At 38.1% G+C, this 15,083-nt stretch carries 15 protein-coding genes and 1 pseudogene; 4 read left to right on the top strand and 12 right to left on the bottom strand.

Features of this window, described 5'->3' with window-relative positions; genetic code table 11:
- Positions 1–75 precede the first annotated feature (75 nt).
- The 3 genes from ACFIK3_RS01980 to cysS form a co-directional block, all read right to left on the bottom strand.
- Positions 76–1,959: an ABC transporter ATP-binding protein/permease gene (locus ACFIK3_RS01980; protein ID WP_273791088.1), complete on the bottom strand. Its 1,884-nt coding sequence runs from the start codon at positions 1,957–1,959 to the stop codon at positions 76–78.
- A 114-nt stretch (positions 1,960–2,073) separates the two neighbouring features.
- Positions 2,074–2,745 (bottom strand): DUF421 domain-containing protein, encoded by a 672-nt coding sequence (locus ACFIK3_RS01975; RefSeq protein WP_273791089.1) that lies wholly within the window; start codon positions 2,743–2,745, stop codon positions 2,074–2,076.
- Positions 2,746–2,784: 39 nt separating this feature from the next.
- Positions 2,785–4,293 carry a cysteine--tRNA ligase gene (gene cysS, locus ACFIK3_RS01970; RefSeq protein WP_375676180.1) on the bottom strand — a complete coding sequence of 503 codons (1,509 nt, stop codon included), beginning with the start codon at positions 4,291–4,293 and terminating at the stop codon, positions 2,785–2,787.
- 498 nt (positions 4,294–4,791) lie between these two features.
- On the opposite strand from cysS, the gene ACFIK3_RS01965 reads away from it, so the two are divergent.
- On the top strand, positions 4,792–5,160 hold the full coding sequence (locus tag ACFIK3_RS01965) for a TIGR02301 family protein (RefSeq protein ID WP_375630774.1): 369 nt from the start codon (positions 4,792–4,794) through the stop codon (positions 5,158–5,160).
- A gap of 419 nt (positions 5,161–5,579) precedes the next feature.
- Here the strand turns inward: ACFIK3_RS01965 and ACFIK3_RS01960 are convergent, their stop codons facing one another.
- Positions 5,580–6,908: a dihydroorotase gene (locus ACFIK3_RS01960; RefSeq protein WP_375630776.1), complete on the bottom strand. Its 1,329-nt coding sequence runs from the start codon at positions 6,906–6,908 to the stop codon at positions 5,580–5,582.
- A 64-nt stretch (positions 6,909–6,972) separates the two neighbouring features.
- Here ACFIK3_RS01960 and ACFIK3_RS01955 point away from each other — a divergent pair, with 64 nt between their 5' ends.
- The 3 genes and pseudogenes from ACFIK3_RS01955 to ACFIK3_RS01945 all read left to right on the top strand — a co-directional run.
- A complete protein-coding gene (locus tag ACFIK3_RS01955; RefSeq protein ID WP_375659939.1) occupies positions 6,973–7,845 on the top strand; it encodes a YgfZ/GcvT domain-containing protein in 873 nt (290 codons plus the stop codon).
- Entirely contained in the window at positions 7,838–8,455 is a 618-nt protein-coding gene (locus ACFIK3_RS01950; protein ID WP_375630780.1) for a YfbR-like 5'-deoxynucleotidase, read from the top strand. Before ACFIK3_RS01955 ends, ACFIK3_RS01950 begins: the two co-directional genes overlap by 8 nt.
- A 210-nt stretch (positions 8,456–8,665) precedes the next feature.
- A pseudogene (locus tag ACFIK3_RS01945) lies at positions 8,666–8,949 on the top strand (integrase); the annotation flags it as partial.
- A gap of 98 nt (positions 8,950–9,047) precedes the next feature.
- Here the strand turns inward: ACFIK3_RS01945 and panB are convergent.
- The 8 genes from panB to ACFIK3_RS01905 all read right to left on the bottom strand — a co-directional run bounded on the left by panB (position 9,048) and on the right by ACFIK3_RS01905 (position 15,033).
- Positions 9,048–9,863, bottom strand: coding sequence for a 3-methyl-2-oxobutanoate hydroxymethyltransferase (panB, locus tag ACFIK3_RS01940; protein WP_375630782.1), 816 nt, complete (start codon positions 9,861–9,863; stop codon positions 9,048–9,050).
- On the bottom strand, positions 9,860–10,720 hold the full coding sequence (gene panC, locus ACFIK3_RS01935; RefSeq protein ID WP_273791096.1) for a pantoate--beta-alanine ligase: 861 nt from the start codon (positions 10,718–10,720) through the stop codon (positions 9,860–9,862). The genes panB and panC overlap by 4 nt, the downstream gene beginning before the upstream one ends.
- Positions 10,721–10,743: 23 nt before the next feature.
- Positions 10,744–11,490, bottom strand: coding sequence for a DNA repair protein RecO (recO, locus tag ACFIK3_RS01930; RefSeq protein ID WP_273791097.1), 747 nt, complete (start codon positions 11,488–11,490; stop codon positions 10,744–10,746).
- Positions 11,491–11,516: 26 nt separating this feature from the next.
- A complete protein-coding gene (gene era / locus ACFIK3_RS01925; RefSeq protein WP_273791098.1) occupies positions 11,517–12,422 on the bottom strand; it encodes a GTPase Era in 906 nt (301 codons plus the stop codon).
- A complete protein-coding gene (gene rnc, locus ACFIK3_RS01920; protein WP_273791099.1) occupies positions 12,415–13,122 on the bottom strand; it encodes a ribonuclease III in 708 nt (235 codons plus the stop codon). The genes era and rnc overlap by 8 nt, the downstream gene beginning before the upstream one ends.
- Complete coding sequence (lepB, locus tag ACFIK3_RS01915) at positions 13,103–13,915, bottom strand: signal peptidase I (protein ID WP_273791100.1); 813 nt, start codon at positions 13,913–13,915, stop codon at positions 13,103–13,105. The genes rnc and lepB overlap by 20 nt, the downstream gene beginning before the upstream one ends.
- A gap of 80 nt (positions 13,916–13,995) precedes the next feature.
- Positions 13,996–14,397: a holo-ACP synthase gene (gene acpS, locus ACFIK3_RS01910; protein WP_273791101.1), complete on the bottom strand. Its 402-nt coding sequence runs from the start codon at positions 14,395–14,397 to the stop codon at positions 13,996–13,998.
- A 27-nt stretch (positions 14,398–14,424) separates the two neighbouring features.
- Positions 14,425–15,033 (bottom strand): DUF2062 domain-containing protein, encoded by a 609-nt coding sequence (locus ACFIK3_RS01905; protein WP_375630786.1) that lies wholly within the window; start codon positions 15,031–15,033, stop codon positions 14,425–14,427.
- Positions 15,034–15,083: the final 50 nt, after the last annotated feature.

Below are 15,083 nucleotides of genomic sequence, written 5' to 3'. Positions count from 1 at the left end.
TTTTGTTCCTCTTGTGTCTTTTTATGTATTTAATCAATCACTCCATATAAAGATATAGATTACATTTTGCTCTATTTATTTTTTACGATTAACAACACTCATCTCATCTTCTTCACGCATTTTACGTAACTTTTCTTCAGCTTTCGTTGCTTCAAGCTGCTTATTCCACATTGAAGCATAGAGACCTTTCTTGCGTAAAAGCTCTGTATGCGTCCCATTTTCAATAATACGACCACTTTTAAGAACTAAAATTTCATCAGCATTAATAACAGTAGAAAGACGGTGAGCAATAATCAATGTTGTACGTCCACGGCTTACAATATCTAATGCTTGTTGAATTTCCTGTTCCGTCGCCGTATCAAGAGCCGCCGTTGCTTCATCTAGAATAAGAAGTGGGGGAGCTTTTAAAAGTGTCCGGGCAATAGCCACGCGTTGTTTTTCACCACCTGATAATTTGAGACCTCGCTCTCCTACCATAGACTGAAAACCTTCCGGTAAAATTTCAATAAATTTTGATATTTGTGCCATTTCAGCAGCTTTGCGCATCTCTTCATCTGTAGCACTTGGACGCCCATAGCAAATATTATAGGCAATTGTATCATTAAATAACACCGTATCTTGTGGGACCATGCCAATCGCTTCACGCAAACTCTTTTGTGTTACGTCACGAATATCCTGCCCGTCAATTGTGATAGAGCCCGCATCAACATCATAAAACCGAAAAAGCAACCGAGAAATAGTGGATTTACCGGCACCCGATGGACCAACAATGGCGACTGTTTTTCCTCCCGGAACTTTAAAATCAATATCTCTGAGAATCTGACGTCTCGAATCGTAGGAAAACTTTACCTGATGAAAACAAATGGTCCCATCGCTTATCTCTAACGGTTTAGCATCCGATTTATCAACGATCTCCTTCTGAACATCTAAAAGATCAAACATTGCTTCAATATCCGTTAAACCTTGTCGAATATCACGATACATTGACCCAATAAAATTTAGTGGAATAGAAAGTTGCATTAAAAGCGCATTAATAAAAACAAAATCTCCTAAAGTTTGTGTCTTATAAAAAACTTCATAAGCTGACATCAGCATCATGATCGTCATTCCAATACCAAAGATAAGAGTCTGACCAAAATTAAGCCAGCTTAACGATGTCCAAATCTTCGTTGCGGCTTTTTCATAACCTACCATAGAAGCATCAAATCGATCGGCTTCTAGAGTTTCATTACCAAAATATTTGACCGTTTCAAAATTCAAAAGAGAATCAACAGCGCGAGTATTCGCCTCAGTATCCGCTGTATTCATTTTTTGTCGAATGCGAATACGCCAATCACTCGCCTTAATGGTAAATAAGATATATAATCCAACCGTTGCAACAACGATGAGAAGATAATGCCACCCATAACTTATGTAAAATACCAGTGCCGTTAATATAAATTCTAAAACTGTCGGTACTGTACTAAGAATTGAAAATCTTACAATCGCTTCAATTCCTTTTGTTCCACGCTCAATCACACGAGAAAGCCCACCTGTTCGGCGTTCCAAATGAAATCGCAAGGATAACTCATGCATATGTACAAAGGTTTTATAAGCTAATTGACGAACAGCGTATTGACCAACAGTGGCAAACAGGGAGTCGCGTAATTGATTTAATCCAGCCTGCATAATACGCGCGACATTGTATGCCAAAACGAGCATGATGGGAATAATCCAACTGGATGGGAACCATTCAGGTAGCTGAAAGCTTGAATCAAGCACATTCGTAGAATATTTAAATAAATACGGTACAGATATGAGAACGAGCTTAGCCAAAACAAGATAAAATATTGCCCATAGCACACGCATTTTTAGATCACGCCGACCTACCGGCCACATATAGGGCCATAAATTGTAAAGTGTGTGCAGAGTCTTCCCTGTATCTGATGATACAGTTTTTGTCATTTCATTGCGTTTCATAAAGTCCTTACTTCTCTATCATCCGCACAAACAGGCAAAATACCCTCTGTGGTTATTTATAGATTTATCTCTTTATTATACTTCCAATAAGCTATACCTACCCGTTTTTTGAAGTTAGACTGTTTTTGAAAAAGGAACAAGAAATAATCCACTATACAATTTATTATTTTGATCTGTATTTTCATACCACTCTGCTGCGAATAAACTTTCAACTTTTACATGTTTTTTTTTCAATTCTGCCTGAAGCCACTTTTTTGTTTTACCAATCTCTTTAAGTCCATCATCAATAACTTCACCATTTTCTATTAAAATCGTCGATTTCTTTCCCTCTTCCTTTTTAATGACAGTGCAATCACCATTGGTTTCCAAACGAACAAAAGCAGCTTCATGTAAGTGACACCCTTTAAGACGTAACATCGTAATGAGATCATTAATATTGATCCCTAAGTTCTTAATCTTATCCATTTGGAAAACTCCATCTAAAACTAATGTGACATTCCGCCCTGCAATAAGACGACGAAAAAAAACTGAATAACGTGCAATAAAATTAAAAGATGTAATCAGGGTTTGCCAGATGAGTAAAACAAGCAATAATTGAATGCTACTAATACTCTGATTATAAATAACGCCTCCAATAATACCTCCCATGACAAAATTACTGACCAAATCAACTGGTGTCATTTGACTAAGACTCCCCCGCCCCGTCGTTCTTAAAATAAATAAGAAGGCAACAAGACCTACAGCCAGCTTAAGCGCGATATATCCATAATGATATAAAAATTCCATCATATTCTCCTTTTTTATGGAGCTGCTGGAATAGAGACATTAGTGTCGCTTTATTTCCCACACAGTTATGCGCTCACCACTCTGCGGATCCTTACTGTCTTTTAAAAGAACCCCCTCGGCTGCAAGCTCATCACGAATTGTATCCGCAGCTTCCCACTCTTTATTATGGATAAGTCTTAGTCTTTCGGCAATGCGCTGATCAATAAATTTTGTATCAAGGAAAGTTTTTCTTATAAATAATGGGCAGTCTATTTCTTTAATCCATTCTTGTCTTAACAGTCCTAATAAATTCATTCCATTTACAAGAGCCAAAGCATTTCCTTCCTTATAAAATTTTCGCAAAAGAGTCAGTGCTTTTGGAGTATTAAGATCATCACTAAGTGCATCTATCAAAGTATCATCAATTGCTTCATTGTTTTTCATCTCACTCTTTTTGCTGCGAAGCCATTCATACCAACGATACAGTTCGCTGCTCGATTGTATTAAACGCTGCGCTGTCCAATTTAGTGGTTCACGATAATGCGTTTGCAACATCGAAAAACGCGCAGACAAACCAGCCCAATTTTGCTTCATTTCATCGGTTAAAATACCATTAAGCTCCAAAAAATTATTCTCTAAAACAGAACGAATAGTTATGAAATTGCCAAAGCTTTTCGACATCTTTTTGCCTTCAACTTGTAAAAAACCATTATGCATCCAAAAATTAGCCATTCGCTCCGTCCCAAAAGCTGAACAACTTTGTGCAATCTCATTTTCATGATGAGGAAAAATTAAATCAATTCCACCACCATGGATATCAAAAACATTGGCGGTCGGATCATCACAGGTTAAACCACCGCCATAGGGCGCTAATAACTTTGCCATTGACATTGCAGAACATTCAATATGCCAACCTGGACGACCTAAAACAGGAATTCCGCCCGGTGATTCCCAACCTGGTTCTCCTTCCACAGAAGGCTTCCATAAAACAAAATCCATCTCTTCCCTTTTATAAGCAGCAACATCGATACGCGCCCCCGCCCTCATTTCATCTAAAGAACGATTTGCAAATGCCCCATAATGGGGAGGATTTTTTATGCTACTTACAGAAAACAATATATGATTTTCCGCTTTATAAGCGTGCCCCTTTTCAAGCAATCTTTCAATTAAAGAGCGCATTTCCTCTAAATGCTCGGTTGCGCGCGGCTGGCTGGTTGGCAAAAGACAACCAAGTGCTATTGTATCTTGCTGAAACTGAGAATATGTACGTTCTGTTAATTGACGAATAGCATCATTCAATGACAAGTTTGGATATTCGCAAGCTGCTCGTGCATTAATTTTATCATCAACATCTGTAATATTACGTGCATATAGAACATGCTCATTACCATAAACATGACGCAATAAACGAAATAAAATATCAAAAACAATGACAGGGCGTGCATTTCCTATATGCGCATAATCATAAACTGTCGGACCACAAACATAAAGACGTACTCTTGTCGCATCTATTGGTGTAAAATTTTCTTTTTTACGTGTCAGCGTATTATAAAATCGCAACTCTTTCATTTATTGACTCCATGGACGATATTATGCACCGATCCTTTTAGATGTATCTTATCTCAAATTATTGTATTACGCTGTTTAGGCTAAAAACTTTTATCTTATAGTAAATTCTTCTTACCATTTTCCCATTATATTCACGGCTGTATCCATCATTTATCATAAAAATAATCTATTTTATTTGATTGGACAAAAGCGTTCTATCATTAGAAATGCTTTCCCTCCTTAAAGAAAACGAGCTTAGAAAAAATTCTATAGGTAATACAATATAAATCTATGTGAAAAATAGATAGTTTGCAGAAAGAAAATCTTAAATTTTAAACTACATAAAGCTTCATCAGTATTTTCAATATTCCACAATGGGTTCCTTACTGCCTCTTACGCCCTATATTTTATAATAAATAATTGAGAATAATGTAGCAATTAACTCTATTTTTTACACCGTTCTCATGACAAAATTATTTTATCTTTACAGAGTTTTATTCAAAGAAAGCAATAAAAATAATGCGTAATAGATTGATGAACATCATTATTTTAATATTTCTTGTCATTTCAATGCCAACCTTTGCACAACAATCTCCACCTTATGAAAAAAAATTACTCCGACTAGCAGAAATTTTGGGATCATTGCATTCTCTCCAAAATCTTTGCGAGCCTCCAACAAACCAATGGTATGACTATATGAATGCACTGATTGAAGCAGAACACCCCATTCCACAAAGACGTGCTTATTTTTATGAAGCGTTTAATGAAGCGTATCGTGCTTTCTCAGAAAATTATCATCATTGTACACAAGAAGCCATTGAAGCCAATCAAAGATACATTGAGGAAGGAAGAATTTTATCTGAAAACCTCCTCATGCATTATAAATAATTAATCTATACAAAAAGTATCTCTCTCAATTTTAGCAGTATCAATGATACTCCTTTCACAAATGCGGGGAGCAATAAACCAGCTCTGAAAATAGAGAGACGTTTAAAGAATAATGTCTCGATACGCTTTTATTCGTATGAGCGCCTTTTTCCCCATACAAAATCGCTCTTTGGCTTCCTCCCCACACCTCAAAGGACGAAGATTTTTAACTAAATTTGCTCTGTAAATAATCTAGGTTCTTGTTGAACAAGGTTCCTCTTGGCTTCTAACGCATGTAATTTGCTGCATAGTTTCTACAAACAAGCCTAAGAATATTCACCACGCATTAAAAAAACACTTATGTATCAAAGAGGCTGACATACCCTATATCACCACTCTAAAGGATGGTATTTTACGGCATACTTATAATTTTAATCTGTTTACACCAAAGTTTCCATAAATTTAACAGGCTCTCCTTGTGAAGGTGTGACAATTTCACCTTCCCACATAACGCGCATACCACGGATAATAGTCCCAACAGGCCAACCTTTAACTTTTTGACCATCATAAGGTGTCCAACCGGCGCGAGAACCAATTAAGCTATTCGTAATAATTTCTTCTCTCTTAAGATCAACAATGGTTAAATCAGCATCAAACCCAACAGCAATGCGCCCTTTACAGCTTATACCAAAAATACGACTAGGGCCATGTGAAGTGAGATCAACAAAACGTTCAAGAGATATTTTTCCTGCATTCACATGTGTCAACATAATTGCTGCTGTTGTTTGCACGCCTGTCATACCTGAAGGTGAAGAGGGATAAGGTTGAAGTTTTTCTTCAAGAGTATGAGGCGCATGATCTGAGCCTAAGACATCAATTATTCCTTGTTGAACACCGTACCAAAGAGCTTCACGGTGGCGCAATTCACGAATAGGCGGATTCATCTGAATTAATGTACCAAACTTCTTATAATCATCAGCCGTGAGTGTCAAATGATGTTGTGTCACTTCAATTGTTGCAACATCCTTATGTTTTTTTAGAAAATCAATTTCTTCTTCTGTCGAAAGATGTAACACATGAATGCGAGCCTTCGTCTCATGAGCAATTTTTACCAAACGCTGCGTACATTTTAATGCCGCAACTTCATCACGCCAAATCGGATGTGACGATGCATCACCTTCAATACGCAATATTTTACGCTCTTTGAGCCTCGCCTCATCTTCAGAATGAAAAGCCGCACGACGGCGTGTATTCTTCAAAATAAGGCGTACACTTTCATCATCATCAACCAAAAGATCACCGGTAGAGGACCCCATAAAGACTTTAATTCCAGCCGCACCAGGAAGTCTTTCTAATTCAGACAATTCATGAGCATTTTCACGCGTTCCTCCAACCCAAAATGCAAAATCACAATGCATTCGATGAAATGCGCGTTTAACCTTATCGCTTAATGTTTCTTCTGATGTTGTTAATGGACTGGTATTAGGCATTTCAAAAACTGCCGTAACCCCCCCTAACACAGCAGAATACGAGCCACTTTCCAAATCCTCCTTATATTCATTTCCTGGTTCACGAAAATGCACTTGGCTATCAATAATTCCTGGTAAAATATGAAGCCCCGTACAATCAATGACCTCACTAGCCGATGCACATGTAAGGTCGCCTATTTCAGCAATACGACCATTTGTAATACCAATATCACGCTTGCTTCTTCCATCATGATTCACAAGTGTTGCACCTTTAAAAATTGTATCAAATGTTTTAAACATAACCACGCTCCTTACATATTGCTCACTTATCGATTATGTAACTTTGAGCAGAAAGGCAAGAACCATGATTAAAAAACAAAATGCCATTTGCTTAAAAAACCGCGGGCTTATTCAAATTACAGGCGAAGAAGCAACAGATTTTCTACAATCCCTGATCACGACAGATGTAAAAAAAATCAGTCCACAGGAACTTTTCCCTGGAGCCCTTTTATCCCCACAAGGAAAGGTTCTTGCTGATTTTCTTATCGGAAAAAAAGAAGATGGTTACCTGATTGATATCAGGATGCCTTTAGCTGATACGCTCCATAAGCGTCTGTTGCTCTATAAGCTGCGCAAAAAAGTAGAAATTACACAACCATTCCAAGAGCTTGTTACAGTTTCTTTGAATAATGAATCAGATTCTTTAAATTTTGATTCAAGTTTTGTTGATAAACGCTTCCCACAACAAGAAAAAATAATACGAATCTATAGCAAAAAACCTTTTTTAACTTCAGAATATCATGACACATGGAATCGATTGCGTATCCGTTATGCAATTGCGGAAAGTGGTCAAGACTATGAAGTTGGCAAAGTCTTTCCTCATGATATTAATTACGATCAAATCAATGGACTTGCATTCAATAAAGGATGTTATATTGGACAAGAAATTGTTTCACGAATGCACCACCGCCGTGCAGCACGTCGCCGTATTTTTATTGTAAAAGGCCAGTGTGAATTAACCCCTCAATCTAGCATTGAAGCAGAAACAAAAGTAATTGGCTACTTGGGAACATGTGTAGAAAATGAGGCTCTTGCTTTAATGCGTATTGACCACGTCAAAGATGCTATGGATCATAACATCCCCTTTACTGTAAAAAACATTCCTGTCACTATAAGCATTGCTGAAAATATGAATTTTACCTTTCCTGAAAATACTATAGAAAACACTCATGGCTAAAGCTGAATTATTAAAAAATGGAGAAGCCCGCGCTTGGCAAAGAATGCTCTCTGGAAGGCGACTTGATCTTCTCAACCCTTCTCCTTTTGATGTTGAAATTGAAGATATTGCCCATGGACTTTCTCGCGTGGCACGTTGGAACGGTCAAACACGAGGAGAGCATGCCTATTCTGTTGCACAACATTCACTTTTGGTTGAACAAATATTTCAAAAACTTTTTCCACAATCGGGAAGCAACGAATGTCTTTATGCCCTTCTTCATGATGCTCCAGAATATGTCATCGGCGATATGATTTCCCCTTTTAAAGCTGTCATAGGAAAACAATATGAACGCGTTGAAAAACGCATCCAAGATGCTATCCACATGCGCTTTTCTCTTCCCGTTGATCTTTCTCAAAAACTTTTAAAAAAAATTAAACAAGCCGACCGTATTGCTGCCTATTATGAAGCGATTACGCTTGCTGGATTTAATACAGAAGAAGCCCTTCGCTATTTTGGCTCTCCCAATAATATTCTACCCGATGATCTTAATTTATCCCCCTATTCTACACAACACATTGAAAACGCATTTTTAACGCGCTTTAATGACTTGGATGCCCAAAGATTATAGACTCTTCGCATTGTTGTTTCCTTGTCATTACAGAATCATCACACTGACTTATAATAATAATTCATTGTTTTTTCATTTTGAATGAGGGCTCCTAATATCGTAAGCTTCACTCATTTCAAATCTGTTTATATTGAATCAATCAAAATCATTCTCTTGCACACCACAAGTGGGGCTGGCGTGTAGATAAAACTTTTTAAAGAAAGAATTAAAATGCTTCTTATGAACCATCTCAAGTGCTAAGCGCTGTCGCAACATTGAAAATTGGCAAAGTGCGTGATGATGCCGGCTTGCTCTCTTATGAAGCGTAAAGACGGGAGTGCTCTATAAATTTTATACACTTCATAAGGGACTTACTACTATACTATCCACGAACGCCATCGCGAAATAGGATTGGGTACCTTAAGAAAGCTTTCTTTAAAAAAGCACGTGAATTAGCGACCCAATGGCGTTCTGTTTTGCATGAGAGGCGTGACTTCATTAAAGAAATGGAAAAAATCACAGTTCAAATTGCATACAAAATATATTAAAAATGCACATTCATTATCAAAATAACAAATGTTCTCTTGTCAAACCTTTCATCTTAAACTGAAGTTTATTTTAGTTTATAAACTTCATTATCCGCTGGGAAAGCACGAGATGTGACATCCTCTGCATAATTCTTTATTGCAGTTTCCATGGCTTGTTCAAGGTCTCCATAACGGCGTACAAATTTTGGCACATGAGAACCATAGCCCAACATATCTTCCATAACCAATACTTGCCCATCACATTGATTGGACGCCCCTATACCGATCGTAGGGATAGAAAGCTTATTTGTCAGTTTCACCGCTAAAGGTTCGACCATTGCTTCTAAAACAACAGCAAAAGCACCTGCCTCTTCAATCGCTGCTCCATCTGCTTCAATTCTTTGCCAATCATTCTCCTTGCGTCCTTGTGTTTTAAAACCACCAAAACGATTCATTGCTTGGGGTGTAAGACCGATATGCCCCATCACTGGAATGCCACGTTTACACAAAAAATCTATTGTTTCGGCTATATAAACGCCCCCTTCAAGCTTAACTGCACCACACCCCGTTTGTGCAAGAATGCGCGATGCATTTAAAAAAGCTTGCTCTGGACTTTCCTCATAAGAACCAAAAGGCATATCAATAACAACAAGAGCTTTTTGAGATCCACGCACCACGGCTTTCCCGTGTGAAATCATCATATCTAAATTAACAGGAAGCGTTGTCTCAAACCCATACACAACCATTCCAACGCTATCACCAACCAAAAGGATATCGCAATATGGATCAGCAATCCGCGCAGTATAAGCTTGATAAGCTGTTAAAGAAACAATTGGCTGTTGTCCCTTTCTTGCACGTATTTCGGAAGATGTTATACGCTTTACGGTTTTATGTACACTCATTTTCCACTCTTCTCTTGCAATATATATTGATCAATCAGCCTTACCTCACCAAAGCGGACAGTAAGGAGTAAAACCGCCGGTTTATTCAATGTTCCTTTAACCACGCATAAAGTTTCCATATCCCGTAAATCTATCGCTTCAATGATTGCACGCGTTTCTTGTTGTAAAATATCACGAACAGTTTTGCATAATTTATCAACCGACCGTTCACCTTCATGATAAAGCTTTTCAGCAGCTTTTCCACTTTCAGGAATAATTTTGGCAGCTTTACGATCTTCTAATGTTAAAAGCTGATTGCGTGAAGAACAAGCTACACCATCTGACTCCCGTAGAATAGGAACTCCAACGATTTCAATAGGAAAAGCCAAATCTTCAACCATACGCCGAATAATTAAAATTTGTTGAAAATCCTTTTCCCCAAAAAAAGCCTTATCTGGTTGGACAATGTTAAAAAGTTTAGCAACAACGCTTGTTACACCACAAAAATGCCCCGGACGTAATTTTCCCATCAAAATACGTGATAATTTTTTCACTTGTACAATTGTATCATTCCCCAGTGGCCACATTTCATCTACAGAAGGAGCAAAAACACATTCAACACCTGCTTCTTTTAACAAAGCACAATCGCCCTTCAAATCTCTTGGATATTGAGAAAAATCTTCTTGAGGTCCAAATTGCTTTGGATTGACAAAAATAGAAACCACTACGCGATCACACATTGCTCTTGCATACTGTACTAATGCAAGATGTCCATCATGCAATGCCCCCATTGTTGGAACAAAACCAATCGAAAAACCTAAACGTCGTTCCTCTGAAGTATATTGGCGGACTTCAGCAATTGTCTTTAAAATTCTCATTTTCCCATTCAATTATCATCAGATCAACCAATTAATGCCTGCACACCAAATTGGCGCTCAAACAATTGTATCATATTCATGCGCACTGACGGCTGCTTTATATCTCGTGGCTCCCAGACATGACGCATAAGAAAAAAACCCGTCAGTATAAAACCATTTATTATGTCACTAAAATCAGCAGGACGAGTCGTTCTTTGTACAAGAAACTGTGGTAGAATGAGAAGCTTTTTTTTCCAAGGTTCCCCTGCTTCTTCACAGACAGCCCGTCCAGATTTTGGTGATACGTAATGAAGCCTTTCCTGACGACCTGTTGCAGCACAACAAGATAAATCAAGACCAAAACCAAGTTCTTCAAGAAGCCGCATTTCAAAACGTACAAGCAATTCTGCATTTACAAATGGTTCATCAAAATTCTGCATAAAAAGGTGTAAAATATCATATAAAATGGGGTGCGGATCACGTTCGGGAAGAAGCCGCAAATGAAAAGCTATCAATTGCAAAGCATAAAGTGCTTCTGGTAGACAGATTAATCGTGCCGCATGTAAATCAAGAGCTTCAAGCCGAAAAAGTCCCAAATGTTCGTCTAAACGAGCCCACCATTCAGCCTCCACAAAATTTCCAGGTTGAAGAAGAGCTGCCATACGACGCGACCGCCCCCCTTTTACCACTCCCATATAACGACCATGTTCACGTGTCATAATCTCAAGAATAACACTTGTTTCACCATATTGGCGTGTACCAAGAATAACGGCTTGTTCTTTCCACTTCATTTTACTTTAATTATTTTTTAAAAATCTTATTTTAAAAAATCCAATCCCATTTCGCGATAACGTTCTGGATCGGTATCCCAATTATCGCGCACTTTCACAAAGAGAAAAAGATGAACCTTTTGATCCATAATTTCCATGAGTTCTTTACGTGCTGCTTGTCCAATCGCTTTAATTGTATCGCCTTTTGCTCCTAAGACAATTTTTTTCTGACTCTCACGCTCGACATAAATAACTTGATTAATTTTAACGGAACCATCTGAACGCTCTTCCCAGCTTTCTGTTTCAACCGTTGAGGAATAAGGAAGTTCATCATGAAGACGAAGAAAAAGTTTTTCACGGGTAATTTCAGCAGCAAGATGACGCATGGGCATATCAGAAATTTGATCTTCCGGATAATACCATGGCCCCTCCTGCATCATATTACTCAACGCATGCAGTAAATCCTTGCAACCAGAACCGTTTAGAGCAGAAATCATAAATGTTTGCGCAAACTTTACACGTTCATTTATTTTAGTGGTTAACGCTAGAAGAGATGATTTAACAACTGTATCAACCTTATTAAGAACAAGAACTTTTTCTTGTTTCAGATTGTTTACAATATCTAACATCATATCAACTTCATCCGAAAGACCATTTTGAGCGTCGATTAAAACGAGTAGAACATCAGCGCTCTTAGCCCCTCCCCAAGCAGCAGAGACCATGGCTCGTTCTAAGCGCTTATGGGGACGAAAAACACCCGGTGTATCGACCAACACAATTTGCACATCATCATGAATAACAATACCGCGGATTAAAGTTCGTGTTGTTTGTACCTTATGCGTTACAATTGAAACCTTTGTTCCAACCAATTGATTAACCAGTGTCGATTTACCGGCATTAGGCATCCCAATAAGCACAACAAATCCAGAACGCGTTTTCATAACGTCACTCATGATCATTTTTTCCCACTGTTTTCCATACACCCTCTCGTCGCAAAATTTTTTCAGCTGCCATTCTTTCGGCATATCTTTTGGAGCTTCCCTGCCCAATCTCTGAAGCAAACCCAGAAATACTGACCTCTACCATAAAAACAGGATCGTGATCGGGACCTGAACGTTTGATAACCTGATAATGTGGTTGTGCATTGCCTTGGATATGCGCCCATTCTTGTAATTCTGTCTTGGCATCACGTCGACCAGCATCCATTTTCTTTGCCCGACTTTGCCAATATTTTTGAATAAAAGGGCGAACACTTTCCAATCCTCCATCGAGATATATCACGGCAATCAAAGCTTCCACGACATCTGCATGCATATTGATAAGTCGACGCCCCTCGAAATTTTTCATCTCAAAACCAACACGGATCATATCAGGAAGCCTCATTTCACGCGCAATATCAGCACATGTCTGCGCATTGACAAGATGATTCAAACGGACTGATAATTCACCTTCACTTGCCTGAGGAAAAAGTTGATACAGCATTTCCGCAATCAAAAGCCCTAAAACCCGATCCCCTAAAAACTCTAGTCGTTCATAATTTCCCTGTTCCGAATCTTGTACACTCGAATGTGTTAATGCCTTCGTTAACCTCTCTTCATCTTTAAAACGATGCCCCGTCAGCTTGAAAAGCTGATCAATCATGAGACGTTTCATCGTTGTTTCCTTGCTTGATAAGCGGCAAATCATGAACCGTATTTATGAAAGAAAACAAACGTTTCCAACGCACATCAAATGGCCAGCGCCAAATCTGCCAAGCACTTGAACCGTTACTGATAGAAAAGAAAATCACGCTCGCGCGACCAATAAGATTTTCTTCTGGAACATAGCCTACATCTAAACGACTATCATCTGAATTGTCGCGGTTATCTCCCATCATAAAGTAATGTCCTTGAGGAACTTCAAAAACTTTTGTATCATCAACTTTCGGGATGAAAGCTAAATCAAGTGTATCATAACTGACACCGTTAGGCATTGTCTCGCGATAAACCTCAACAGGATAGTTAACCTCTGTTATATCAGAATTATTAATCTCCCCCATAAAGTGACGTGAAACAGCCTCATCATTAATATAAAGAACACTTTGACGGACTTGTATACGATCACCTGGTAGCCCAACAACGCGTTTTATATAATCAATCTTCGGATTACTTGGTAAGCGAAAAACGACCACATCTCCACGTTGAGGTTGAGATGCCCAAATCCGTCCAGAAAAAAGAGGGGGAGAAAAGGGGATGGAAAAATGAGAATACCCATATGCATACTTAGAAACAAACAGATAATCTCCCACCAACAAAGTAGGACGCATTGAACCGGAAGGAATACTAAACGGCTGGAAAAAAAGTGTCCGAATAAACGCTGCTAAAAGCAGAGCCTGTACTAAAACAGAAATAAATTCACGAATCCCACCTTTTTTTTCTTTTTTATGCACTTTATCTTTTTGGATCATCACCAACTGCCTTCTCATCACAGATATAATTTTTTTTCATCATAATATTCAAATAACAAAAGCACAATCTCTCACGCCATCTATCCACGTGGAAGTGCTTCGATAATAATAAATGCCTGTGCCCAAGGAAAATCATCTGTTATGCTAAGATGAATAACTGCATCATGATGAGGAGGTAATAACTTTTGAAGTTGCATTTGCGCACGATTTGTTAATTGCATTATTGGTTTACCAGATGGCAAATTAACTACCCCCATGTCTTTCCAATTGATACCACAAGCGATTCCCGTTCCTAAGGCTTTAGCACATGCTTCTTTAGCAGCAAATCTTTTTGCATAGGAAGAGGAGCTTTTTTTGAGATTTTCAGATCTATTTTTTTCAATATCCGTAAAAATACGTTGGATAAAACGCTCACCATAACGAACCAACATTTTCTCAATACGTCGTATATCAACCAGATCATTTCCAAGACCAATAATCATAAGATATTAACCCGATCTTTCTCAAATTTATTTCTGTTTTAATACAGGCGATGAACGCTTCTTTAAACGCCTTTTTTTTATAATCTTTTGATATCGCTTTTGTTTAAAACGAACCGTTGCTCTGTAAACACCTATATAAGATAAACCACCAAAAACAATACCTAAAAGAGTTCCACCTAAAATCATAGGACTCATAATTGTGTCCCATGCGCCTTTAAAGAGGAGAGAGAGATTTGACAATGTCAAACCATTAAATAGAGCACGAATTTGCGAAAGAGAAATCTCTTTGACATCGCTAAAAAGTGATAAACAAAAGTACCCTACTTTATAATCAGCCATGATAATCAATAAAAATGTGAGTGGATTAGAAAAAATCGTCCCAATGATTGCGGCAGCAAAGTTTGCACGCAAAAGCCAAGAAAAAAATATTGCCAAAATAATATGCAGCCCAAAGAAAGGGGAACAAGCTAAAAAAATGCCAACAGCAACCCCTAATGCTACTTCATGCGGTGTTGCTGATATACGCAAAATACGTTTATATATGTAGCAAAATGAGCGAGAAAATGAACGACGTGGCCATAACCAAAGTCGAATACGCGTTACAAAATCTATTGGTTCTCGACGACGAAAAAGCATATGACTCTCAATATACATCTTTTGATAATGAAATAACCTATATCATCCAA

It is taken from the genome of Bartonella sp. CB10SXKL (assembly GCF_042195515.1).
Taxonomy (GTDB): domain Bacteria; phylum Pseudomonadota; class Alphaproteobacteria; order Rhizobiales; family Rhizobiaceae; genus Bartonella.
Note: the sequence above shows the minus strand (reverse complement) of the source record. Positions and strands in the feature narration are given on the sequence as shown.

Coding starts and splice junctions, on each gene's coding strand:
- panC (WP_273791096.1), bottom strand. CDS start 10,720: ATGAGAATTTTAAAGACAATTGCTGAAGTCCGCCAATATACTTCAGAG.
- ACFIK3_RS01965 (WP_375630774.1), top strand. CDS start 4,792: ATGCGTAATAGATTGATGAACATCATTATTTTAATATTTCTTGTCATT.
- acpS (WP_273791101.1), bottom strand. CDS start 14,397: ATGATTATTGGTCTTGGAAATGATCTGGTTGATATACGACGTATTGAG.
- ACFIK3_RS01960 (WP_375630776.1), bottom strand. CDS start 6,908: ATGTTTAAAACATTTGATACAATTTTTAAAGGTGCAACACTTGTGAAT.
- rnc (WP_273791099.1), bottom strand. CDS start 13,122: ATGAAACGTCTCATGATTGATCAGCTTTTCAAGCTGACGGGGCATCGT.
- era (WP_273791098.1), bottom strand. CDS start 12,422: ATGAGTGACGTTATGAAAACGCGTTCTGGATTTGTTGTGCTTATTGGG.
- ACFIK3_RS01980 (WP_273791088.1), bottom strand. CDS start 1,959: ATGAAACGCAATGAAATGACAAAAACTGTATCATCAGATACAGGGAAG.
- ACFIK3_RS01975 (WP_273791089.1), bottom strand. CDS start 2,745: ATGGAATTTTTATATCATTATGGATATATCGCGCTTAAGCTGGCTGTA.
- ACFIK3_RS01950 (WP_375630780.1), top strand. CDS start 7,838: ATGGCTAAAGCTGAATTATTAAAAAATGGAGAAGCCCGCGCTTGGCAA.
- ACFIK3_RS01905 (WP_375630786.1), bottom strand. CDS start 15,033: ATGCTTTTTCGTCGTCGAGAACCAATAGATTTTGTAACGCGTATTCGA.
- cysS (WP_375676180.1), bottom strand. CDS start 4,293: ATGAAAGAGTTGCGATTTTATAATACGCTGACACGTAAAAAAGAAAAT.
- panB (WP_375630782.1), bottom strand. CDS start 9,863: ATGAGTGTACATAAAACCGTAAAGCGTATAACATCTTCCGAAATACGT.
- ACFIK3_RS01955 (WP_375659939.1), top strand. CDS start 6,973: ATGATTAAAAAACAAAATGCCATTTGCTTAAAAAACCGCGGGCTTATT.
- lepB (WP_273791100.1), bottom strand. CDS start 13,915: ATGATCCAAAAAGATAAAGTGCATAAAAAAGAAAAAAAAGGTGGGATT.
- recO (WP_273791097.1), bottom strand. CDS start 11,490: ATGAAGTGGAAAGAACAAGCCGTTATTCTTGGTACACGCCAATATGGT.